Annotated in this window: 16 protein-coding genes; all 16 read right to left on the bottom strand. The window is 64.9% G+C overall.

What is annotated here, in order from left to right:
• Positions 1–15: 15 nt before the first annotated feature.
• Complete coding sequence (locus IPV69_RS19155; RefSeq protein WP_206291326.1) at positions 16–1155, bottom strand: hypothetical protein; 1140 nt, start codon at positions 1153–1155, stop codon at positions 16–18.
• Between the two features lie 190 nt (positions 1156–1345).
• Complete coding sequence (gene fabF, locus IPV69_RS19150; RefSeq protein WP_206291325.1) at positions 1346–2620, bottom strand: beta-ketoacyl-ACP synthase II; 1275 nt, start codon at positions 2618–2620, stop codon at positions 1346–1348.
• A 151-nt stretch (positions 2621–2771) separates the two neighbouring features.
• A complete protein-coding gene (gene acpP, locus IPV69_RS19145; RefSeq protein ID WP_206291324.1) occupies positions 2772–3014 on the bottom strand; it encodes an acyl carrier protein in 243 nt (80 codons plus the stop codon).
• A gap of 229 nt (positions 3015–3243) precedes the next feature.
• Positions 3244–3981, bottom strand: coding sequence for a 3-oxoacyl-[acyl-carrier-protein] reductase (fabG, locus tag IPV69_RS19140; RefSeq protein WP_206291323.1), 738 nt, complete (start codon positions 3979–3981; stop codon positions 3244–3246).
• Between the two features lie 182 nt (positions 3982–4163).
• A complete protein-coding gene (fabD, locus tag IPV69_RS19135; RefSeq protein ID WP_206291322.1) occupies positions 4164–5072 on the bottom strand; it encodes an ACP S-malonyltransferase in 909 nt (302 codons plus the stop codon).
• A gap of 117 nt (positions 5073–5189) precedes the next feature.
• The gene (locus IPV69_RS19130) at positions 5190–6176 is read right to left on the bottom strand and encodes a beta-ketoacyl-ACP synthase III (RefSeq protein WP_206291321.1); all 987 of its coding nucleotides are present in this window, start codon (positions 6174–6176) and stop codon (positions 5190–5192) included.
• A gap of 107 nt (positions 6177–6283) precedes the next feature.
• Positions 6284–7300 carry a phosphate acyltransferase PlsX gene (gene plsX, locus IPV69_RS19125; RefSeq protein WP_206291320.1) on the bottom strand — a complete coding sequence of 339 codons (1017 nt, stop codon included), beginning with the start codon at positions 7298–7300 and terminating at the stop codon, positions 6284–6286.
• A gap of 95 nt (positions 7301–7395) precedes the next feature.
• Entirely contained in the window at positions 7396–7584 is a 189-nt protein-coding gene (rpmF, locus tag IPV69_RS19120; protein WP_206291319.1) for a 50S ribosomal protein L32, read from the bottom strand.
• A 260-nt stretch (positions 7585–7844) separates the two neighbouring features.
• Positions 7845–13079, bottom strand: coding sequence for a PD40 domain-containing protein (locus IPV69_RS19115; protein WP_206291318.1), 5235 nt, complete (start codon positions 13077–13079; stop codon positions 7845–7847).
• Positions 13080–13191: 112 nt separating this feature from the next.
• Entirely contained in the window at positions 13192–13620 is a 429-nt protein-coding gene (locus IPV69_RS19110; protein ID WP_206291317.1) for an ExbD/TolR family protein, read from the bottom strand.
• 122 nt (positions 13621–13742) lie between these two features.
• Entirely contained in the window at positions 13743–14606 is an 864-nt protein-coding gene (locus IPV69_RS19105) for a MotA/TolQ/ExbB proton channel family protein (RefSeq protein WP_206291316.1), read from the bottom strand.
• A 293-nt stretch (positions 14607–14899) separates the two neighbouring features.
• Positions 14900–18133 (bottom strand): tetratricopeptide repeat protein, encoded by a 3234-nt coding sequence (locus tag IPV69_RS19100; protein WP_206291315.1) that lies wholly within the window; start codon positions 18131–18133, stop codon positions 14900–14902.
• A gap of 370 nt (positions 18134–18503) precedes the next feature.
• Positions 18504–18947, bottom strand: a complete 444-nt coding sequence (locus tag IPV69_RS19095) for a hypothetical protein (RefSeq protein WP_206291314.1) — start codon at positions 18945–18947, stop codon at positions 18504–18506.
• A gap of 51 nt (positions 18948–18998) precedes the next feature.
• A complete protein-coding gene (locus tag IPV69_RS19090; RefSeq protein ID WP_206291313.1) occupies positions 18999–19640 on the bottom strand; it encodes an RNA polymerase sigma factor in 642 nt (213 codons plus the stop codon).
• A gap of 309 nt (positions 19641–19949) precedes the next feature.
• A complete protein-coding gene (locus tag IPV69_RS19085) occupies positions 19950–21419 on the bottom strand; it encodes a DUF1501 domain-containing protein (RefSeq protein ID WP_206291312.1) in 1470 nt (489 codons plus the stop codon).
• A 192-nt stretch (positions 21420–21611) separates the two neighbouring features.
• On the bottom strand, positions 21612–24593 hold the full coding sequence (locus tag IPV69_RS19080) for a DUF1553 domain-containing protein (protein WP_206291311.1): 2982 nt from the start codon (positions 24591–24593) through the stop codon (positions 21612–21614).
• Positions 24594–24739: the final 146 nt, after the last annotated feature.

The following is a 24739-nucleotide window of genomic DNA, read 5'->3' as shown; positions in this document are numbered from 1 at the left end:
CCGGATACGCTTCGATTAGCACAGCCGGTTCAAATCCACCGCAACACCCGCCCGCTTGAGGGTCCGGGCCAGGGGCAGTTGCCAGCCGCCGTGGGCATCTAGCGTGATCGCCGGCACCGGCGACGACTCGGCGGGTTTGCCGACCGTCTGCATCAGGCAGACGCGCGACAGCCCAAGCCGGCCGACGAGGAATCCGAGCTGGAATTGGAAGCGCGATGCGTTTGCAGTCACGGCGTCTCCCTCGCACGGCCAGATCAGCGCGAACGCCGGCGCTGTCGTCCCGCTCATCAGCAATTCGGGGTCGTTTGGTTTAGCGTCGGCCATCAGGACCACGCGCGGCGTTACCGCAAGGTCGGTCAGAAACTCACAAATCGGTTTTGCATCGTCCGCCGACTGCACGAGCAGGAGGCCGACCGGTTTGACGACCGGGGGAAGCGTTCCCGGTGCGGCATGGGCCTTGTGTTCGGGTGATTTGGCGTGAGCCGCACCGCCGGAGCCGCTCGCGGATGAAGTCACTTCTGCGGCCCTTCCGTTCGGGCCGTCGGTGTGTGCGGACTTTGGCACAGCTTGTTCCGACAGGGGCAACGCTTGACCGGTCAGCTCTTCGGCCGTCGGGAACAGCCGGGCCCAGTTGAGCGATTTGCCCTTGGGTTCGTCCTTCTTTGCCGCAGCCTGTCCGGCGGACGGCTGCGCTGTTCCGCTGGCGGGCTCCACGGGCGGCGATTCCTCGGCCATGTCCTCCAGGTGATCCACCACGGCCTGCAACCGCCGCAGGCGATGGTCCATCTCTTCATAGAACTGCTCGATGACAAGGCCAAGCGGTGCATACTCGGGGAGCAACCGACCGATCCAATCGTTGCACGCCTCGGCGACGGCAGGCCCGTCAAAGAGCTTCGATAACAGATCGGTATAGGCGGCCACCCAGGCCTTCTTCTCTGATCGTGCCTTGTCGAGGTCTGTCAGGTCGCGCAGGCGATGCTTGCGGATCGCGATCCCACGCGAGAGCCACGGGACGATCTGCTTCGCGGCCGCACCTGGCTGCAATGTCAGCCGTAGCGGCTGGGGCTGCGAGCCAGCGCTGTGAGCCGGGCCGGAAGCGGACTGCGGCGCGGCACGTTCGAGCATCGTGGGCGTCGCTTCGGGTGTGGCACTCATGCCCATGACATGCGATTGATCGGACGATTGGGCAAATTGGGAGCTTCGGAGAGACCTTCGGGCGATCGCAAGGCATAACCCACTAAGCGGCACAGCGCCGGGAACTAATTTAATAGCAGCGGTTTACGAAAAACCCACGGACGGCTGTCCGTGGGCGTTTGGTTTAAGCGGTGTGCAACGTCGGCAAGTACTAGATCTTCTTGAACAGCAGCGACGCATTGTGCCCGCCGAACCCGAAGCTGTTGCTCATGGCATAGGTGATCTTGCGATCCCTTGCCTTGAGCGGGGTGTAGTCGAGGTCGCAATCGGGGCTGGGGTTTTCGAGATTGATCGTCGGCGGAATCAGGTTGCGGCTGACGGACAGCGAAGAGAACACCGCTTCCATGCCGCCACTCGCACCGAGCGAATGGCCGAGCTGGCTCTTGGTAGAGCTCAGCGCCATCTTGTAGGCGTGTTCGCCGAAGGTGGTCTTGACCGCCTTGGTTTCTGCCAGATCGCCCAGTTCGGTGCTGGTGCCGTGGGCGTTGATGTAATCGACGACTTCGCCAGAGACGCCGGCATCTTTCAATGCCAGCTTCATGGCGGCGGCCGCGCCGCGACCTTCGCTGTCGGGGGCGGTGATGTGGTAGCCGTCGCCGCTCATGCCGTAGCCGACGAGTTCGGCGTAGATACGGGCACCGCGGGCCCTGGCGTGTTCGTACTCTTCAAGGATGACGACGCCCGCGCCTTCGGCCTGCACGAAACCGTCGCGATCCTTGTCCCAGGGACGGCTGGCAAGCGTGGGCTCTTCGTTGCGGGTCGACAGTGCCCTGGCCGCGACAAACGTAGACATACCCAGGGAGCTGAGTGCTGCTTCCGCCCCGCCGGCGATCATGACATCGGCCAGGCCGTACTGAATCAGCCGGCCGGCATCACCGATGGCATTACTGCCGGTGGCGCACGCGGTGGAGACACAGGTATTGGGGCCATTCAGGCGGAACAGGATGGAAACGTTGCCACTGGCAGCGTTGGCCATCAGGCGAGGCACGGTAAACGGACTGACCCGGCTCACGCCGCGAGAAACCAGGATCTTGTTCTGCTCTTCGATGGTTTCGATGCCGCCGATGCCCGTGCCGATAATCACGCCGCATCGCGTCGTGTCTTCGGTCTTGAAGTCGATGTTGGCGTCGTTCGCGGCCGAGATGGACGCGGCGATGCCGAACTGGGCGAATCGGTCGAGCCGACCGTTGCGGGGGATCTCGTCTTCATCGCTGCGGCGATGCCGGGCGTAGGCATCCTTGTACTTCGTCAGATCGAAATCGTAGCACTCTCCGCCGAAACGAGTCGGATAGGTGCTGCAATCCCATCGGCGAATCGGGACGATGCCGCTCTTGCCGGCGCAGAGCGCATCCCACACCTGATCGACGACTTCGCCGAGCGAGGTGACCACGCCCAATCCCGTAATGACGACGCGACGCTTAGACATGAGGAGGAGTCCTTTGTCACTCGTCCTTTGTCCTTTGTTGCAGCCCGAACGACGACCGGCAGATTATGCAGGACGCCGTACCGGCCAGGGACAAAGGACAAAGGACCAAGGACGATGCCGAGGCTCGGCACGCTTCAGCCGCCTGCGGGCATTACTGCTTGCTCTGGTGGCCCTTGATGTAGTCGATCGCCTGGCCGACGGTCTGGATCTTCTCGGCCTCTTCGTCGGGGATCGACAGCTCGAACTCGTCCTCGAACTCCATCACCAGCTCGACGGTGTCGAGCGAGTCGGCGTTGAGGTCGTTGATGAAATGGGTGTCGCGCGTGATCTCGCTCTTATCGACGCCCATCTGTTCGCTGACGATTTCGATGACCTTCTGGTCGATGTCTTCCATGGCTATCTCTACCTGCCCTGTCGGGTATTACCGTCGGCCAAATCCTGCCGATCAGCCCTTTTTTCGTGTCCCTCGAACCACGTGGTCCGGGGTTGGGAAACTATAGCGGTCGATGCCTTGTTTGCAATCGACCGAACTGTCCTTTGTCACTCGTCACTTGTCATTTGTTCTTTATCCCAAATCAGTTGCAACTGCCGGGGACAAATGACAACTGACCAGCGACCAGTGACTACATCACCATTCCGCCGTCCACCACCAGCACCTGCCCGGTGATGTAGCTCGCGCCTTCGCTGGCCAGGAAACTGACCGCGGCGGCAATCTCCTTCGCTTCGCCGAACCGGCGGAGCGGGATCACCTGCTTGACGGTGTCCTTGATTTTGTCGTTCAACACGTCCGTCATATCGGTTGTGATGAAACCGGGGGCGACCACGTTACAAGTCACGCCTTTTCCTGCCAGTTCCTTCGCGACCGACTTGCTCAGCCCGATGAGCCCCGCTTTGCTCGCGGCGTAGTTCGCCTGGCCAGCGTTGCCGGCCACGCCGCTCACGCTGCTGATATTGACGATGCGTCCTGTCTTGCTGCGCATGATGCTTCGGGCGGCGGTGCGAATCGCGACGAACGCGCTCTTGAGATTCGTGTTGATCACGTCGTCGAAGTCGGAATCATCCATCCGCAGGATCAGGCCGTCCTTCGTGATGCCGGCGTTGTTCACCAGCACGTCCAGCCGACCGTGCTTGTCGGCGATGCCTTCGATCGCCGCCGCCAGCGCCTTGCCGTCGGCGATGTCGCATGCGAGCGGCTCGGCGGTTCCGCCGTCGGCGGTCACGGCGGCGACGACCTCGGCGAGCTTATCCACGTTACGCGCCATCGCCACGACGTGCAGGCCGTCCTTGGCGAGTTGCTTGACGATTGCCGCCCCGATGCCACGGGATCCGCCGGTGACGAGTGCTACGCGTTTCTCGGTCATGGTCTACTTCCCTGTCTTCCGTAGGGTGGGCTTCAGCCCACCGAAAACCTTTCGACGACCCTGGGTGTTCCTTCGCCAAGGCCCTGCGGCGATCATGCAGCACGCCTCAAACGTCCACGCCACGTCGAGCACATCTCGTCTTCGAACGCGATGTGGTGGGCTGAAGCCCACCCTACCTGGCATTACGCGCCCAGACTCTCCACCGGCAACCGCCGATTGATTCGCTTGGCAAGTCCCGCCAGCGTGCGACCGGGGGCGAGTTCGACGAACCGCGCGTCCGCCACTGCCGCGATCTTCACCATCGTCTGTTCCCACCGGACCGGCGAAACGATCTGGTCGACGAGCAGGTTCTTGATCGATGCGGTGTCCGTGTGTTCGGCGGCGGTCACGTTCGAAAACACCGGCTTCTGCGGCACCGCGAACGTGGCCTTCTCGAGCTCCGATTTCATCTTGTCCGCACCCGGCTGCATGATCGGGCTGTGGAACGCGCCGGCCACCTTCAGGGCGACGGCTTTGAAGCCTTTGGCCTCTGCCGCCTTCAAAACGCGTTCACACGCGCCAGTCGAACCACTGACGACGATCTGTCCCGGTGCGTTGTAGTTTGCCGGCACAAGGACTTCACCGCCACGCGCTTCATCGCACAGCGCGCTGATCGCGGCTTCGTCGGCACCCATGATCGCAACCATGCCGCTGGGCACGGCGACGGCGGCATCCTGCATCGCCCGGCCACGCGCGGCAACCAGCTTCAGGCCGTCCTCGAACGAGAACACGCCGGCCAGGTGCAGCGCCGTGTACTCGCCAAGGCTCAGCCCGGCAAACGCCGTGACAGCCGCCGGGTCGATGACGCCGTCTTCCACCGCCGACCGGTAAGACGCCACGCCCGCGACGTAAAGCGCCGGCTGGCTGATATCGGTCTGGTTCAGACGGTCGTCAGGACCGTCGAAGCACAGCCCGCTCAGCGAGAATCCGAGTATGGCGTCGGCCTGTTCGAACAACGATTTGGCGACGGCAGACTTGTCGAAAAACGCTTTGCCCATGCCGACGACTTGAGCGCCCTGGCCGGGACAGAGGATGTAGGTGGCAGAAGGCATTTCGTAGGGTCCGCCTTGGCGGACGGCGGAATCGGCAGGGTCTAAGGAAATCGTAGTACTGTCAGGGCATCCAGGCGTCGCGCCCGCCAACACGGTTCGCGTCCGCCAAGGCGGACCCTACACGCGAACCACGGCGTTCGCCCAGGTCAGCCCCGCGCCGAACGCGACAAAGACCAGATGATCGCCGGGCTTGATCTTTCCCGCCCGCCAGGCCTCGTCCAGCGCCAGCGGAATGCTTGCGGCCGACGTGTTGCCGTAGCGGTCGATGTTCACGTACGCCTTTTCGGCGGCGAAGCCGAGTTTGCTCATGGCGCTGTCGATAATCCGCTGGTTCACCTGGTGGGGAACGATCAGCGTCACGTCATCGACCGTCAGTTCGCACTTGGTCATCGCGTCGTGGATGAGTTCCTCGAACTTGGTGACCGCGAACTTGTACACCTCGCGTCCGCGGAGCGTCATGTACTGGCCGTCTTCGGCGATCATTTCGGCGGTGATGGGCTTGCGCGATCCCGGCGGGCAGACCATCACGTCGCCGCCGTTGCCGTCGGCATGAAGCGAATTGTAGAGCAGCCCGCGCTTCGGTTCGGTCGTACGACTGAGAACAACCGCGCCGGCACCGTCGCCGAAGAGGATGCACGAACCGCGATCTTTATAGTTGGTCACCCGGCTGATGGTTTCGGCACCAATCACCAGGATGTTCTTGTACTGCCCGGCCCGGATGAAGTTCGCCCCGGTCGCAAGAGCATAGATGAACCCGGAGCACGCGGCCGACATGTCAAACGCGGGAACGCCGGGAATGCCCAATGCCGCACCGATGTAGCACCCGGTGCTCGGGAACACCATTTCGGGCGTGATGGTCGCGACGACGATCAGTTCGATATCTTTGGGAGTCAGGCCGGCCGCTTCGATTGCCTTGCGGGCGGCGGCGGTACCGAGACTGGCGGTGGTTTCGCCGTCTTTGGCGATGCGACGTTCCTTGATCCCGGTCCGCTGGGTGATCCACTCGTCGTTGGTATCGACCATCCGAGCGAGATCGTCGTTCGTCAGGCGATGCTCGGGAACACTGCTGCCGGTGCCGGTGATGGTTGCGCCAAACTGAGACATTCTGGGATTGCCAATTGCCGTTTGCCACTTGCCGATGGGATGGCGAACCGTCGCCTTCGCTACCACGTTGCCACGCTACACCCGGCAACCGGTCATCGACAACCGCTTCACTCTCTGCCCGGAATCGACCGGGCAATTCGCTCGACGATTTTCTGGTTTACCCCGCTGCGGCACAACTGCTGGCCGACACGAATCGCGTTCTTAATCGCGCGGGCCTCGCTGCGGCCGTGACAGATCAGGCAGTAGCCGCCCACGCCCAGCAGCGGCGCGCCGCCGTATTCCTGCCAGTCGTGCTTGGCGTAGATCTTCTTCATCACTGGCTTGAACTGGTCGACCGCCCCGCTGCCGAACTCCTGAAGCTCGGCCAGAATCGTCTGGAACAGCCCTTCGGTGATGCCTTCGGTGAACTTCAGGATGATGTTGCCGACGAAGCCGTCGCAAACGACGACATCCACAACGCCCTTAAAGATATCGCGGCCTTCGATGTTGCCGATGAAGTTGATCAGGGGCTCGTCGCGCATCAGGGCGCGGGCCTCCTTGACCATCTCCGTGCCCTTGGCGTCTTCCTCGCCGATGCTGAGGATGCCGACGCGGGGATTCTCAATCCCGGCGACCGCGGCGCCATAGGCGCCGGCCATGATCGCGTATTGTTGCAGATGCCGGGGCTGCGGCGTGATGTTGGCACCGACATCGCAGATCACGACCGGGCCGTAGAACGTGGGGAGAACTACCGCGATACCCGGACGGCTGACACCCGGCAACGTCCGCATCTTGAGCTGCGCCGCCGCGACACACGCACCGGTGTTCCCGGCGGAAATCGCGACATCGGCCTCGCCTTTCTTGACGAGGTCGCACATGACGTTAATCGATGCCTTGGGTTTGTTGCGGACGGCTTCGACGGGCGAGTCATCCATGCCGATGACTTGCGTCGTGGGGATGACCTGGTACTGCGTCAGCTTCTCGGCGGACAGCTCGCTGGCGGCCAGGCCGGCGCGAATGACCAGCTCATCGCCGACCAGCAGAACGCGGTCGTCGGGCGTCAGGAGCGCAGCGGCATCCCAGCAACCTTGAAGGATGGCGGCCGGCGCGCGGTCGCCGCCCATCACGTCCACCGCTACACGCACGGCCTACCTCCAACGGGTAAGGAATAATGCCTGGTGCCTGATGCGCAATAACGCAATCGCTTGCTTACGCGCCCACCAATCGGCACTTACCAGCCTCAGGCCTTCTCGTCCTGCTTCACGGCCAGGGCGAGCGACGGGTTCACGTACCCGCAGTTATCGCAGGCACAGTGAGGGAGCCGGGCATTGCCGCACTGGGGGCACGAGGTGTAATGGATGGGCTTAAGCGCGTGGTGCGAGCGACGCTTACGGGTGCGCGCTTTGCTCGTTTTCTGGACCGGAAGCATGACGTACTCCTGCCGCAACGAATGTGACCAAACCGACGTGCGGCCGAGTCACAACCTGCGACCAGATCAATGGATACAGGCGAAAAAAGCAGCGGCGGGCTAAAACCCGCCGCCTACAAGGGAGCGGTACGTTATGAGAGGGGGGTCAATCTGTCAAGGGATGACGGTTGCGCGGCGATTGTAGAGCGTCGATTGTGGATAGTCGAAAGACGTCAGGACCGCCTTCCGACAATCGACAATCCACATCCGACGATCCACTCTCAATTCGCCTCAAACTTCGGCCCCACCGGCCCCTTCGGCTTGACCGTCTTCTTCTCGGGCTCGGCGGCCTTCCAGGCTTCCTTGGCGGCGTTGGGGTCGCCGGGCTCAAGGGGCAGGTATCGGTAATAGACTTCCAGGGTCAGCGTCGCTAGTGCGGTGCTGAACACCTTGCCGCCGTGCTGGCCCCAGCGGCTGTCAGTCCAGGAGCCGTCCACGTCGGCGACGCCTCGCGCCTGGGTGGCGATCAGCGTATCGCGGCAGCGAACGTTCCAGCGGTCCCAGGCGTCACGGACCTGCGGGTTGGCCTGCAACTGCGACATCGACAGCGACATGTAGTACCAGTAGTAAAGGTCGCGATTCCCCGCCTTGGGCATGTCTCGGCCGAGGAACTCGACCACATCCCTCGCCTGCTCATCCGTAATCGGCTGACCCAGCAGGATTCGGCAGAACAGCGCCTCGGCCGTCATCGCCGGCGTCGGCCCTTCGCCGGGGGTGTACGCCGCGAGAATCCGCGATTTGCCCGAACTGACCAGCGACAGGAACCGGATCGCCTTGTCGCGCACGTCCGGTGGCGTCTGGAAGCCGAGCAACTCGGCGTTGTGCAATGCCAGGATCTGCCACCCGAAGACACTCGTATCGCCCGACTCGCCGGGCACATACCGCCAGCCGCCGGTCTTCTTGTTCTGGGTATCGCAGATGAACTGGGCGGCTTTGAAGGCGGCATCCATGTACCGCCGATCGCCGGTCATCAGCGCCGCCTCGGCGACGGCCATGGTGGCGATACCATGGTCGTACATATTGGCCTTACCGGAACCGGCGCCGCGAAGCTCTTTAGCGCCGCGGAGGTCGCCGTCGTCGGTTTGCTGGCTGACGAGCCAGTCCACGCCGCTCGCAACGACGCGCTGGTAAGGCCCTTCCTTCGCCGGCGAGTGGTCGGCGGCGAGGAACGCCAGCACCGACAAGCCGGTCAGTGCCATGTCGTGCTGACTGTTGGCTTTGTTTCGGGACTTTTTGCTTCCTTCGCCGACGTAGGTCCATCGGCCGTCGGGGTCCTGCATGCGGGCCAGCCAGGCCAAGCCGCGTTCGACGGCGTTCTCGGATTCCTTCGTGCCGCCCAGTTTTTCGATCATCGGGCGGCGCTGCTCGGCCGACCGCTGGAAAAGCGCCTCGGGCGCGCCCAGTTTCGGAGCGGCGACGGAGATGTTCGGCGAGATGTCCAGTCCCGGCGACAGTCCAATACCCGGCCGCGGGCCGACAACCGCCGCCGGGCCGCCGACACCACCCTGGCCGATCCGTGGCCCGACACCCGGCACACCTGCCGAGGCGAGCAGGATCGGCCGATCGACGGCCGGGCCGCTGCCCTGGGCGCGGGTGGCGGCGATCTTTCCGCCGTCCGGTCCCCCGCCGGCAACGGCACCCACGCCGCCCGGTGTTCCCAGGCCACTGCCGGCGGCGGGCATGGCGTTGATCCGTGGTAAGTCCATCTGCGGGCCTTCGATACCGGCGATCGCCTGCCCGATCCCGCTGCCGGCGACCGACGGTGCCGGCAACGCCGGCGTGGCAACCAGCGCCCGCGGCGCAACCACCGTCGCCGACGCAATCGATCCGCCGGTCTTCCCCTTCACGTCCGGCGTCGCAGGCGCGGCAGTCGCAAGTCCCGCGACGCCCGCCCCGCTGGGGAGGGTCTGTGTTAGCGAAGGTTCGACACGAAGTGCGGTCGGCGCGGCTGTCGGGGCAGCAATCACATCCGGCGCAACCGCGGCGATCGGTGAGAACGCCGGCCGCGGCGTGGCAAGTTGAATGTTGGAAGCGACCATCGCCGCCGCCCCCGCCGGATTGCCGACGGTGGGCCCGGTGACGCGTACGTCGGCCGTCGCGACCGCGGCACCGGCCGGCAGCGCGGTCGGGGCCGAAGCCAGCGTCGATCGGCCGATGTCGGCGGTCGGGGCGGCACCCGGGGCAATCGACGCGGCGGGCGCGGCCTTCGAGCCGGCATCAGCCACGGGGGGGATCGTCGGACGGGTGGTGGGCTTCAGGCCGGCGGACGAACCGCCGACGGCATCGGCGAGGGAGGGCTCGACCGCGGCGGGCCGTGTCGTCGGTGCTCGAACCGTGACGCCACCCACGCCGGCAGACGTCGCGACTGATGCCGACGCCGGGTCGGGGGCGACGGGGGCTTTCGGGCCGCTCATGCCCGCCAGCGCATTGGCGGCGGCCGCGGGAGCCATCGACCCGGCCAGCGACGGCGTTCCACCACCGGCCTTGGGCAGCCTGGGCAGTTGTGACTCTTTGATCCCCGCCCCGCCGGCCAAGTCGCCGGTGGGTGTGTCCTGCCGGCTGAGGCCCACAGCCTGCGCCGCGCCGGCGACCGGCGCTTTAGGATCGCCGCCGGCGACCGGCGTGGTGTCCATCTTCGGGCCGGCGACTTCGGGATTGCGAACCAGATCACCCGCCGGCAGGTTCGGCGCGACGCCGACCAGTCCCTTGGTGGCGTCTGCCGCGATCTTCGCGCCCACGCCCGGTGCGGCTGCCAGTGATTCAGCCGCTCCGCCGGTGTTGGCACCCGCGGCGGGCACGTTGGTCTTTACGTTGGCGGCGGCCGCGGCATCGGTCGAGCCCGGCCCGATCAACCGCTCGACGGCAGCGGCTGCCGTCCCCCCGGCGGAGGGCAATGACGGATCGGCGCCGGTCATTTTCGCAGCGGTCGGCGTCGGAACATTCGTGGCGACACCGGCGGAACTGCTCGCCATCGGCGATTGCGACGGCTTGATCTGCACCGTCCCGCTGGCGGGCGACGGGATCGGCAGCGGCGTCGCCGAAGGTGCGGCGGCATCTGTCAGCGATACCGCATCGGCACTCGACGCCGCCCTGGGTAGCGCCGGCTGCATCGCCGCCGCTGCGGGGGTCGGAGCCGGGAGGGCCGGGGCGACGCGAACCGCCGGCGCGAGCGATGCATCGATCTTCGCCGCGGCCGGCTCGATCGCGGTTGCTCGTGCGCTGGCGGGAGCAGGCACATCGATCGTTGGCGTGGCACCCTGCGTCGGCGCAGCCGTCGCGACGGCGACTTTCCCCGGATCGACCTGCGGCACACTGGGGGCGACCGGGCCGATGTCCTGGGCAAGAGATCCCACTGAAATCTGCGGTTGAGCGGCGGGCAGGTCGGGCATCGCGACCGCCGCGGGGCGGATCGGCTGCGGTGCGACGGCGCTCTGCGCGGCCGCCGGCGCTTGCGGGGCCTGAATCATCGGCGCGGCTTCGGCTTGCTGAAGGCGTGGGCCGACATCGATGTTGATATCCACCGCTTGTGGCGTGGGCGCGACGACCGGCGACACCATCGACACCGCCGGTGCGGCGGCCTTGGGCACATCGATCTTCGGCGGCGCGACAACAACCGTCATCGCCTCTGCCCCCACCGCCGCCTGCGGCACGTTCACGGCCACATCAGGCGCTGCGGCGATCACTTCGCCGCCGATCACCTGCTGCGCGAGCTGCCCCGCCGGCGCGGCGGCAATCGGCAGATCGTTCGAGGACTGCTGCCGGATCGCCATCGCGACGTTGGATTCTTCGATCTTCGGATCGAGATTGATCCGCACCTCGATGAACCCCAGGTCCTTGGCGAGCTGCGGGTAGGCCTCCATCACCACGTGCTTGGACGTCGTCCAGAACAGGAACAGCGCATAGACGCACAGCGCGGCGAGGAAGCACCGCTGAAGCAGCGTGAGGTTTCGGCGGTTGACGTGTTTCACAAGAAACAGCAGCAGCGGCAGCAGCAGCAATGCACCGGCGATCATCGCCAGCAGCTTCCAGCCGATCACCGGCAGCGCGCGGCCCTGGCGCTCGGGATAGACCTCGCGCGAGTCGGCCTCGTACAAGTCGTACCCCCGACCATGACTATCGGCCACTTCAATGCGCGTGGCGGGAGCGTCCGGTAACCCGGCCGCCGGGGAAGTAGGGGCATTCGGCTGAATGCCCGGGGCCTCGGCGGGAGTCTCGCGTGCCGCAGCCGTTTCAACGCCGGCAGGCACACGGCCGTGTGCCGCTGCCGCAAGGCGATCCGAGCTGTAGTACAGCTTGAACCCGCCATGGGCGAGCTGCGGATCGGTCTCGTTCTCGGCGGAGTTGACTGATGGTCCGAGGTTCTCAACCTCAGTCGGTGATCCCTCGCGAAGCCTCGACCGGTAGAGATCGAACTTGCCGTGGCCGCCGGGCCGGTTCGACGCGAAGTAGAGGAAGTCGCCGGCGGGCGAGATGCAGGGCGCGCCTTCATGGAATGGCGTGTTGATCCCACCGACCTCGCGAGCCGAGGCACCCCGTAGGGTCCGCCTTGGCGGACGCGTTCCATCGTCAACAAGATTCGACGCGATCGCCTCAGGCCTTGTCGTCGGCGCCTTCGGCGACGCGAAGGGATCGTCCTCCGCCGGAACCCCTACCCGGAGTACCGGAGGAAGGGGAAGGGCGGCCGCCGCCGTTAGCTCCTCCAGATCCGCCAACCAAAGGTCGAAATCGCTCGTCGTCGCCGCGCGGATCGTGGCGCGCCACGCGGTGTACTGCTCTTTGCCGGCGGCGGTGCGGTTCGTGGAGAAGTAGAGCCGTTTGCCGTCGGCGGTCGGGGCGGGGCCGTACTCGTCGAACTCGCTGTTAACGCCGGAGCCGAGGTTGAACGGCGGACCGAAGTCGCCTTCGTCGCTACGGGCAGCGGCCCAAAGGTCGTAGCCCCCCTGCCCGCCGGGACGGTTGGAATAGAACAACAGGAACCGCCCGTCGGCGGTCATGCGCGGGCCGAGGTCGTCGTAGCGACTGCTGACGGCATCGAGCCGGACGGGGTCGAGCCAGCGGGTGTTCTTGCGCCGGCTGACGTAGACGTCGGCCCCGGTGGTAACGGGCTGCCCGTCCTTCACTTCGCCGACGGGCAGGCCGGCTTTGCCGCGGACGAAGAACAGCTCGGTGCCATCAGGCGAGATCGCCGGCTCGTAGAGGTGAGCATCGGCGCCCGCCGTCGAGGTTGCCGTAAAGCCCGCCGGAAGAACCGGCCGGGACGGCGTCCAGAGCACCTGCCGTGGGTCTTCGTCGGCGGTGAAGACGCGGATGGGGTCAGCCCCGGTTTGCCCGTCGGTCCAGACCTTCCGCCCCGCCATCCACCAACCGGCGACGGCGATCATCGCGATCGCGACGACGGCCAAGCCAACCCGGACGAACCGGCGAAAGCGGAGGGAGTTGGGTTTTGGTGCGTCCATGTTGCACCTCGGGTTATTCGACTTTGTGGCATGGGCATGTACTCATGCCCGTGTTGGCCGGTCGCGCGAAAAAGACACGGGCATGAATACATGCCCATGCCACAGGAATCGTTCAGTTCCCAGCACTCCCCGCGCCCGACATATAGCCGATCTTCGCCTCGTTCACGCCGGACCGCTTGCAGACGTCCAGCACCTGGGCAAAACCCTTCACCAGTCCGCGTTCATCAGCCCGGATGATGACACTGGCATTCGGGTTCTTCTCGACAACCGATTTGAGCAACTGCGCCAGGCCGACAAGGTCGTACTTCTTCTTGGCGACGATCGGCTCGCCGGCGTCGGTGATATTGATGACGAGCTGCTGCGGCGCCGCCGACATGCTGGCGAAGCTCGTCGCCCGCGGCAGCTTCACGCCCATCTCCCGCTCCACCTGCGCGAACGTCGTCGCGGCCATGAAGAAGATGAGCAGGTTGAAGACCATGTCCGTCAACGGAATCAGGTTGAACGGCTCATCGGCTTCGGAGATGGGGTCGTGGATACGCATAAGGTAGTGTCATTTGTCACTGGTCACTGGTTACTTGTTACTTGTCACTCGTCATTGGTCTGTCGCAAGTGACAAGTGACAAGTGACAAGTGACAAGTGACAAGTGACAAGTGACAGGCGACTCACAGTCGCGGCAGCGAGCCAGTCGTCGCCAGTTCGTCTTCGGTTTCTGGGGCCAGGCCATACTCTTCGGCGAAGCTCGTCAGCTCGTCGTTGATCTGGGTGATGAGCGATTCGATCCGGCCGATGAAGTAGTAGTAGAACGACGTCACCAGGATCGCTACGGCGAGCCCGCCGAAGGTGCAGACCATGGCCTCGTAGATGCCTTCGGACAGAAGCTGCACCTTGTTCTCGGCGTCGCCGGCCTTGGCGGTCTGCATGAACGCCTTGATCATGCCGGCGATCGTGCCGATCAGACCCAGCAGTGTTGCGACCGATCCGATCGCGTAGAAGACGCGGAGGTTCGCCCGCAGCCGCAACGCCTCGTTGCCGCCGGCGTCTTCGAGCGCCTTCTCGGCGGAGGCAAACCCGCGCGGCAGTCGGCGGATAAATGCCACCACCATCCGCGACATCGCCGACTCGTTGGCCTTGCAGTAGTTGATCGCCTTTTCGCGATCTTCCACGGGGTCGCGGTAGACGGCCTTCAAACCCGCCATGAAACCCGTCGGCAGCACCCGGCTGCGGCGGAGCGAAAAGAACCGCTCGAAGATGATCGCCAGTGCCAGGATGCTGCACAGGTCCAGGGCCCACATGACCTTGCCGCCCTTGTTGTGCAGTTCCCACAAGGAAGGGTCCGGCTGGTCGGCCGCTTTGACGGCGGGTGCCGCGGGCGCAGCGGCGGCGGGCTGCGTGCCAGCGGCGGGCGCGGCGTCCTTCACCTGCGCCATCGCCGCGATGCCGATCGCCAGCACGGCAAACACACCCATCGCCGCCGGCGGGAGGCGAAGGCGTCTTCGGGATTTTTTCGTTCGGGAACCTACAAACATGCGGTCACTCTCGTTGTGAAACCCGGGCGAAGTCGAAAACGAAGATCACCACGGAGGCACGGAGACACGGAGGTAAACTCGACGTTCGATGCGCTGATCCAAACGGTTTTCAGACGAACGCCAAGACGCCAAATCGCCAAGAAATCCAATGCCGACCTCTTCATCTGTTCTCGAACGCCTGGCGGCTTGGCGTTCATCTCATCCTATCTTCAGAGCAGTCTTGCCTAAGCTCATGGCAACGTGCTTCAAGTTGCCCTCCGTGTCTCCGTGCCTCCGTGGTGATCCCTTCTTCTTCAGCCTTTCTTTAACTCGTTCAGCTTCGTCTGCGCCAGCTTGGCCTCGTCGGCCTGGTCTTTGTACTTCTTGAGGATCGTCTCGAACTGCTGCCGGGCCATGTCGGGTTGTTTGAGCTGCTCGAACGCCAAGCCCGCGCCGTACAGTGCGCGGGCCGACCAGACGGGGTAGGCGTAGACGTCTTCGACGACCAGGAACGCCAGCGCCGCTTCCTCGAACTTGCCTTCGGTCAGCAGGCTGTCGCCGATCTGGAACTGGGCCCGGGCGGCGGTTTCGCCGTTGTTGCTTGCGGTCACCTTGGTGTACGCCTTGCGGGCTTCTTCGTACTGCTTCTGGTTCTGCAGCGCCCAGCCGACGCCGAACTGCGAGCGGAACGCGAACGGGTCCTTCGGGTACTTCTGCAAAAACGCCTGGTGCGCTGCCAGCGCCTCGGGGAACCGGCCGGCGTCGGCGTAGGCCTCGGCGAGCTTCAACTGGGCGATGTTCGCCTGCGGGTGCGCCGGGAACTTCTTGAGCATCTCGGCGAGCGACTTGATCGCCTCTTCGTACCGGCCGAGCGAGGCGTGATTGCTGCCGGCCTGCAGCAGCGCCGTGCCGCCCAGCTCGTCGCTGCCGCCGAACTCGGCCGCGTACATCGCGAACGTGGCGGCGGCCTTGTCGGCCTTCTCGAGCTTTTCGTAGCAGAGCGCCAGTCGGTACGCCGCCGACGAGCGAACCTTGGCATCGACGTCTTTCGCCGCGACGACCGGCTCCAGTAGTTCAGCCGCCTCCGCGTACTTCTTGTCGTTGAACAGGAACTCGGCCAGCTCCGCTTTGGCGGCCGGGGCGAGCTTACTCTGCGGGAAGTCGGCGATCAGACGGCGGTAGCTCTTGGCCGCGCCGGCGTCATCTTTCGTCCCCTTCTGCGCCCACGCCAGGTCGTACAGCACGGCGTCGGTCACGCCGGCCTTGTCGTCGGCGAGGGTGGCGAGCATCGCCTTGGCTTCGGGCTCGCGCTTGAGCGACGTCAGGCACGCTGCCGCGAGCTGCTTGCACTTGAACGCGTACTGACCCTGGGGATAGCCCTTGGCGTACGCGGTCAGCGCTTCGAGGGCCTTTTCATTTTCGCCGGCATCTCGCAGCGCGACGCCGCGATGAAACGCCGCATCGGGGGCGACGGTCGCCTTGGGGTACTTGGCGAGCAGATCGCCCCACTTGGCGGCGGCTTCGGCGAACTTCTTGCCGTCGTAATCGCACCAGCCGAGCAGATACAACGCCGGGCCGGCCAGATCTTCGGGTGGCTTGCCGGCGTCGAACGCCATCACCTTCTTCAGATGACTCGCGGCGACGTCCAGTGCCGGCGGCTTCGATTGATACGCGAGCTGACCGAGCTCGAAGTTCGCCCGCGCCGTCCACTGCGACGTCTCGGGGCCGGCGGCTACGGTGGCCAGCAGCGGCTTGACGGTTGCCGGGGCCGGCTGCCCCTGGCTCGCTCCGCGCAGCAGCGCGACGGCCTGCTTGTACTGGGCTTCCTGCTTGTCGGATTTCTCGGCGGTTTTGGTGGTGGCGAGGAACTTGCCGAACGCGTCGGCCGCCTCGGCAAACTTCGCCTGCTGCAACAACGCATCGCCGAGCAGGAACACCGCCCGGCCGAGCGTCTCATCCCCCTTCACCTCCGGCTTCTCGGCCAGTGGCGTCAGCAGTGTGACGGCCTTGACGTAGTCACCCGTCGAGTAGGCGCACTGGCCCAGCCGGAAGGCGTAACGCGTCCTGGCGTCGTCGTCTTTGCTGGCAGCGTCGAGCGCCGTGTACGCCTTGGCCGCGTCATCGTACCTGGCGAGCAGGAAGAGGTTCTCGGCATCCAGATCGGCGATCGCGCCGCGGAACTCGGCCGGAACGGCGTCGCCGGCGGCGATCAGCTTCATGCAGACCGCGTGGCTCGGCTCGAACTGGCTAAGCTTGTGCAGGCTGAACGCCTGACGGTATTGCGCCTCGGCAAGGCGCGGCGACTTGGCGTCGGCGGCGAGTTTTCCGAACACATCGGCCGCCTCCTGATGCTTGCCCAGTTCGGCCAGGCAGATGCCGCGATCGAGGGCGATCTGCGCGAGATTGGCCGGCGGCGGTTGGACGGCGGCGAGTTCCGTCAGGGTCGCTAGCGCCACGTCGAACTTCTTGTCGGCAATGTCGCACTGCGCCAGGCCGTACCGGGCGGCGGGCGCGTTGGGGGCGTCTTCTTTGGCGACGGCGGAGAGTGTCTTTTTCGCATCGGCCGTCTTGCCGCCTGCCAGTTGCGACAGGCCGAGCTGCAGCTTGGCGGCCTTGGCGTACGGGCCTTCGGGGCTCTTGGACAGGACCGCCGAGAACTCCTTCGACGCGTCTTCGTATTTGCCGAGCCGGTAGAGCACCGCGCCCAGGCTGTAGTGGGCATCGGGCTGGCGGATGGCGGGCGCGGCGTCGAGCATCTGCTTGAACGTCGCCGCCGCCTCCGGCAGCTTGTTGTCCCCTTCCAAGGCCTGGCCGAGCACCAGCAGCGCATCGAGCTTGAACCGGGTTTCGGGTTGTTCCTTGAGCAGGCCCGACAGGGTCGTTGCCGCGGCGGCGTTCTGGTCGAGCGCCTTCTCGCTGAGGCCCTTGAAATACAGCGCCGTCGGCCGATCTGCCGAGGCGGGATACGCCTTCAGAAAGGCGTCGGCGGCCTTGGCCGCTGCGTCGTATTTGGTCGCCAGGTAGAGGGTCTGCGCCTTGTTCAGCGAAGCACCCTCGGCGTGCTTGCTCTGTGGGAAGTTCGTCAGCAGCTTGTCGAAAGCGGCGATCGCGGCGTCATACTTCTGCGACGAAAGGTTGGCATGCCCGAGCACCGCCGTCGCTTCATCGCGCTGGGCGAACTTGGCATCGGCGAGCACCTGTTCCAGCAGCGGGACGGCCTTGTCGAACTCGTTTAATCGGTAGTGACAGATCGCCAGGGCGTAGCGGGCATTGGTGGCTTCGGCGTGCTGGGGGAACTGCTTGAGGAACGATTCGTAATCGCCGGCGGCGGGACGAAACAACCCCCGGCCGAATCGACCGGCGGCCTGCAAAAGCAGCTTCTGGGCCGGATTGACTTCCGCCGCGCCGGCAGGCTGCTGGGCGAACGCGGCGACGGGCACAACGTGCATCGCCGACACTACCGCGCCGACAGACAACGCCGATACTGCAGCGTGCGTGATGGCCCGCTTAGCCCACGCCCCGCGAAGCCGCTCCGTCAGCCTGCACATAGCACGTCTCCTGGTGGCCGTAAGCATGTTGCGGCCTTGGGTCGGTTGTCGAATGAGTGTCGGACGTCTGACCGCAACGACTCTAACCGCTCGGCCGAAAATCACCGCGCGGAGGGCTCGTTTCGAACATCCGGTACGCTGCTTCTACTTACGTGCGGGGTGAAGTCAAGTTGATGAGAATCTGGTGAGGAATGCACGAACAGGGGCTTCGCGGTACAGAGCGCGATTCGGCAGTACACACATCAACGCCGGTGTCTGAGCGTACTCGCGAAGGCTTGGATTCTAACGCGCTTGCCCGACGAATACGGGTCTTGGGAGTACCTCAGATACCGGCGTGGGACACCGCGATGACGTCAGCTGAGTAACCTGCTTACCCACCCTTGGGCGCCGGCTTAGGCTGAACGGGCACGTCTTCAGGCTCGGCGGGCTGCCAATTCTTTGGTTGGTTCGTGATGAGCGATCCGTTCGGATTCGCCGGGACGGACGTGGGGATTGTCGATCGGTTGGCGTACCAAATACCGGCCGCAACGAGCACGCACGCCGCGGCAGCGTAGGGCGCAAGCATCCGCCCGACCGGTGCCATTCCGCCGGAGATACGCCCGGCGATGCGCATCGGGCGAGAAGGAATGACATTCGTCGGCCGCGTCTGGCGGTCGAGTTCCTCCGAAAGCTGCGCCCCGATGCGGTCCAGCGCCGGCGCGCCCAGCGCCGGCCGCTCGTCGATCAGCGTTGCCGCGAACGACTGCAACTCGAAGTTGGCCGGGTCTTGCGGCCAGGCTTCGGTGAGGGCGGAGATGGTCTTGGTGGAGGGCATTGCAATCAACCAAACGCGAACATCGGACACCGAACATCGAACACCAAACGCTCACACTGCCGTCGCGAGCGACGGTCCCGCGGCGGAGCCGCTGGGCTCTCCTGGCGTTTCGCGGACGGACGGACGAGCCGTCGCGAATACCTGCACAGCTACCGTCGGCTCCATCAGCTCCTTCAACTTCTTGAGCGCCCGGTGGCAACTCACGCCCACGTTCCCGGGCGTCATTCCCATCGCCTCGGCGATGTCGGTGCTCGACATTTCGAGGAAAAACTTCATATACACCAGCGAATGGGCCGGCTCGTCGAGCTGTTCCAATGCCCATCGCGTCCGCTCGGCCATGTCGGCCTGCTCTGCCCGGCGGGCCGGATCGGCATCGACGTCGGACGGGTCAACTGGACCGTCCTGCCCGTTGCGACCCTTCGTCGTTCCTCGCGACGACAGCCCGGCGAGCGGCTCATGCACCTTGCGATCGCGAAAGTGACGCGCCAGTTCCGACCGCACGATCGACCAGAGCCAGGCGACCAGGTTGCCCGTGCACTGCTCAAACCGCCGGACGACGATCAGAAACGCCCGGGCGGTAATCGATTCGGCCAGGTGCCGGTCGCCGGTGCGCGTCAGCACATAACTGCCGACGCCTTTTCCGTAGCGGCGGTAGAGGGATTCGATCTGCTGTCGTTGGGCTTCGTTCAGCAACCAAGTCCTCTGTGGGGAGATGCGCGACGTTTGCTTCCATTACAGCGGCAGCGGGAATGTGCGACCAATGCTTATTCCAAAGGGAGTTGTGTCGCGCGACCCACGCTCCGCTCCGCGTCGCGGCTAACCGGCGCGGTCCGCTTGTAGGGTCCGCCTTGGCGGACGCGGAACCTTCGTAGGCGACACTTCTTCCCAGCCGACACGCCGCCGAATATGCGAGCCGTCGCGTCCGCCAAGGCGGACCCTACAGAACCAACCGTCGCGGTTAGCCGCGACACGGAGCGGAGCGCGGGCATCGGGGACCAGTCATCACGAGAGCAAATCCTTCACCACGTGCCCGTAGACGTCCGTCAGGCGGAAATCACGGCCGGCGTATTTGTACGTGAGCTTCTCGTGGTCCAGGCCCAGCGCGTGCAGGATCGTCGCGTGCAGGTCGTGCATGTGGACTTTGTTCTCGACGGCGTAGTGGCCGAACTCGTCGGTCGCGCCGTAGCTGAAGCCGGGCTTGACGCCTGCACCGCACATCCACTGGGTGAAGCCGTTGGGGTTGTGGTCGCGGCCGGTGCCGTTTTTCTCGGCGTAGGGGGTTCGGCCGAACTCGCCGCCCCACCAGACGAGCGTATCTTCGAGCAACCCGCGGCTCTTGAGGTCCGCAAGCAGGCCGGCGATCGGCTTGTCTACCGCGCGGGCGTGCTCGCCGTGCTTCGGGAGGTTGCTGTGCTGGTCCCACGCCGGGTTGGCCGAGGCGTCGCCGTACGTCACCTGCACATACCGCACGCCCGACTCGACGAGCCGGCGGGCCATCAGGCATTGACGGCCGTAGGTGTCGGTCGGCTTGGTGCCGATGCCGTAGAGGTCCTGGGTCGCTTGGCTTTCGCGCGACAGATCGAGCACGTCGGGTGCGTTCATCTGCATCTTCCACGCCAGTTCGTAGCTGTTGATGACCGCTTCCAGCTCGGCGTCGCCGGGCGTGCGGGAAATCTGCTGCGCGTTGAGCTCGCGGATGAGGTCGAACCGGGTCTGCTGGTCGGCGCTGGTGAGCTTGCCGGTCAGGTTGCGGATGGTCAGTTCGCTCGCCGCCGCGCCGGCCTTGCCGACGGCGGTGCCCTGGTAGACCGGCGGCAGGAACGCGTTGCCGTAATTGCGCGGGCCGCCGTTGCCGGGGCTCGGAGCGATGCTGACGAAGCCGGGCAGGTTCTCGTTCTCGGTCCCCAAGCCGTAGAGGATCCACGAGCCCATCGACGGACGGATGAACTGAGTCGATCCGCAGTGCAGGAACAATGTTGCCGGCCCGTGAGCGACACCGTCGGTGTGGAGCGAGTGGCAGAAGGTAAGGTCGTCGATGTGCTGATTGATGTGCGGGAAGAGCTCGCTCGCCCAGCGGCCGGTCTGGCCGTACTGGTTGAACTTCCAGAGCGGCTGCATGACGCGTTCGTTAGTGTTGCGGTTGCCGGTCTTGGCAATGGTGCGGGCGTCGTTGAACGGCATCGATTCGCCGTTGCGCTTGAAGAGCGCCGGCTTGTAGTCGAACGAATCGACATGGCTGACGCCGCCCTGCATGAACAGGAAGATGACGCGCTTGGCACGTGCCGGCAGGTGCGGCATGCGAGCGGCGAGCGGGTTCGCGGCACCGGCTACGGACCCGGCCGCTGACATGGTGCCGCCAAGCCCGGCCACGGCGTTCGCCGCCGAGGCGTTGCGGGCGATCAGGTTCTGCAACGCCATGTAGCCAAAGCCACATGCTGCGGACTTGAGGGCGTTACGGCGGGTGATCGACATACCTTGTCCTTGCATTGACGGTGGGGCAGACATTCTTGTCTGCCTCACATGCCCGAGTGCCGGGCATTCTTGCCCGGTCGAGGACATGCGATTCGACTGCACTGCGACGGTGGTCTGCGTCTCCGCTTCAGCCGGCAGGAATGCCGGCATCGCGGAACCGCGGCAGACAAGAATGTCTGCCCCACCGAAAAATCAATTCACGTACCTGAAATCCAAAGACGCGAACAATCCGTGGAAAATCGGCGTCCAGGAGTCCCGTTCCGCGGTCTTTGCCGCTCCGTGAAATCCCTGGACGTACTGCAGAACCACGGCACGCTCTTTGTCCGTCGGCAACCGGCCGAGCACCCAACGGTACGCCAGGTCGGCCCGGGCGGCGGCGTCGGTTGGGCCTTCCTTCAGCAGTCGGTCGGCGGCCGCTTCGGACTGGCTGAGCACGAACGGGTGGTTCAGCATGAACAGCGCCTGCGGCGCGACCGTGCTGATGTTCCGGCGGCCACTGACCATGCTCGGGTCGGCGGCATCGAACGCCTCGATCATCTCCGGCATCGAGTTGCGGAACTGCGGGATGTAAATGCTGCGGCGGGCGTCGGTGTACTTGTAGTTGTAGTCGGCATTGGTACCCGCTTTGTAGGTCGGGCCGCCCATCGTCTTGTCGAGCTGACCGCTGACGGTCAGCATGGCATCGCGCAGCGATTCGCCGTCCAGCCGCTGGCGATTGCTCCGCCAGTTCAGGCGGTTCTCCGGGTCAACAGCGGCCGCGTTGGCGTCATGGCGGAAGTCGAGCTGGTAAGTCCGCGACAGGACGATCTGCCGCACCAGTTTCTTCACCGACCAACCCTGCTCCACGAACTGCGTTGACAGGTAATCGAGCAGGCGGAGGTCCGACGGCATTTCGCCGGTGGTGCCGAAGTTGTCGACGGTTCGGACGATGCCCTGCCCCATCAGCCAGTGCCAGATGCGGTTGGCCGTCACGCGGGCGGGCAGCGGGTTGTCCCTGGCCGCCAGCCAGAGTGCCAGTTCGCGCCGGCCGCTCTGATCGGCCGGCGGTGTTGGCACACCTTTCACCTCCACCGCCGACAGGTAGCCCCGCGGCACTTCCGCGCCGAGGTTGTGCACATTGCCCCGCACATGCACCCGCGTGTCTTCGATCTTCGACTCTTCGACGATCGAAACGATCGTCTCCGACTTCGGTGCCTTGGCCTGCAATGCCTTCAACTCGGCCTCGAGCTTCTTAAGCTCCACGGCCGGGCCATCCTCAGCGGATGGGTCGGCATGCGGGCTGGCCGGCTTCACCGCCGACTCGATCGCCGCCAGCTCCGCAACCGGGATGAACTGCGCCGCGTCGGCGATCACGAAACCCCTGGTGCCCTCATTGGACACCAGCACGAACCCCGCGCCGTTCTTCTCGAAGTTGTACTGCCCCAGCGAGATGAAACGCCCGTCGATCGGCGGCACTTCCTGCTGGTTGATGTGGATCGTCTTATCTCCATCGGCGCTGAAAATCGTCACCGGAACGTTCGTCGCCCGGTTGGGTCCCGGCGTGTAAGCGAGCCGGACCTCGTACTTGCCGGCGTTGAGCGCCTCGGGCTGGAAGGTGAGGGTCTTCTGTCCCTTATCTCCGTTCAAATCCTGCCGGTAGCCTTCTCCGATGTACGACCCCGTGTGGGTGGTGACCTTCCACTCGCCCACCTTGCGTGCCTGCTCGTCGTCGATCACCAGGCCGGGCAAATCGGCAACGGCGATGACCTTCGCCTTGCCGCCGGCGGGCAGCTTGTCGGGGTCGATGCCCCTCGCGGCCTTGGCGACCGCCGACTTCGTGATCTTGATTCGGTCCTGCAGCGCGGCGACGGCCGCCTCGTGCTCCTTCACCAGCTTTGCGGCGGCCTCGTCGCCGGGCAGCGGCACTTCGAGCCACTTGCTGACGTTGGAATGCTCCAGCGTCTTGGCGTTGCGGAAAATGCCGGCCAGGGCGTAGTAGTCTTTGGTCGGAACGGGATCGAACTTGTGGTCATGGCAGCGGGCACAGCCGATCGTCTGGCCCAGGAACGCCTTACCGAAGGTGTCGAGCTGCTCGTCCACCACGTCCATCCGCAGGCCGGCCTTGTCCTGCTCTTCGAGGTTGTTGTTGCCCAGCGCCAAAAACGTCGTGCCGTTCATCTGCCGACGGCGGGTGGCCAGGTCGGCGGTGGATTTGGGGTCGTTGGCGATCAGATCGCCGGCGATCTGCTCCTGCATGAACTGATCGAACGGCCGGTCGGAATTGAACTGCTCGATGACATAGTCGCGATACTTCCAGGCGTCCTTGAGCACGAAGCCCCGGAGCGTCAGCGACTCTGCGAAGCGAGCGACATCCAGCCAGTTGCGACCCCAGCGTTCGCCGAAATGCGGGCTGGCCAGCAATTCGTCCACCAGCTTCTCAAACGCGTTCGGCGACTGGTCTGACAGGAATCGGTCGATCTGTTCCGGCGTGGGCGGCAATCCCAGGAGATCGAAGTAGACCCGACGGACGAGCGTCAGCCGGTCGGCGTCGGCGACCGGGCGGATGCCCTTGGCTTCCATCGACGACAGGGTGAAGCGATCGAGATCGCCACGGGTCCAGGCGGCATCTTTCACCGCGGGAACCGCCGGCTTTCGGATCGGCTGGTAAGCCCAGTGCTCGGCCTTGAGCTTGGCGTAGTCCGGGCCGGCCTTGGCAACCGAAAGCTTTGCCTCGTTGGGCCAGGGCGCGCCCATCTTCACCCAGGCCTCAAGATCGGCGATCACCGGGGCCGGAAGCTTCTGCTTCGGCGGCATCGCCGTGTCTTCGTTCTTGTAGCGGATCGCCTCGATGAGCACGCTCTTGTCGGCGTCGCCGGGCACGATCGCCGGTCCGCTGTCGCCGCCGTGCAGCAGGCCGTCTCGTCCGTCGACGTAAAGACTGCCTTTGAGTTTCTGACTTTTAACCGAATGGCACTGGTAGCAATGCTCGACCAGCACCGGACGGACCTTGGCTTCGAAAAATTCGATCTGGGCGGCGGTGGATTCCGAAGCAGCCGGGGGCGTGTTCGCGGGGGTGGCGGCAGGCGCGGCCGATGCCGTCATCGCGGCGGCGGCGACGACGAACGCCCACACCGAGCGGTCGCCCGCCAAAAACCGCGGAGGCAAGCAACCCAGAATCGTTCGGCAAAACGTCATGCTGAGAACTCCACCTGAATCGCCGACAGAGGTTCGGGCACCCATGGCGCGCCCCCGACAAGGCCCGGAACGTGTCCAAACCCTGACGGGCTACGATTTGTTACGTCCAAGCCATCGCATCGTTGCCCAATCTACCAACGAACGCA

It is taken from the genome of Humisphaera borealis (genome assembly GCF_015169395.1).
GTDB classification, from domain to species: Bacteria; Planctomycetota; Phycisphaerae; order Tepidisphaerales; family Tepidisphaeraceae; genus Humisphaera; species Humisphaera borealis.
The sequence above is the reverse complement of the archived record's forward strand: the minus strand, read 5'-3'. Positions and strand labels throughout refer to the sequence as shown.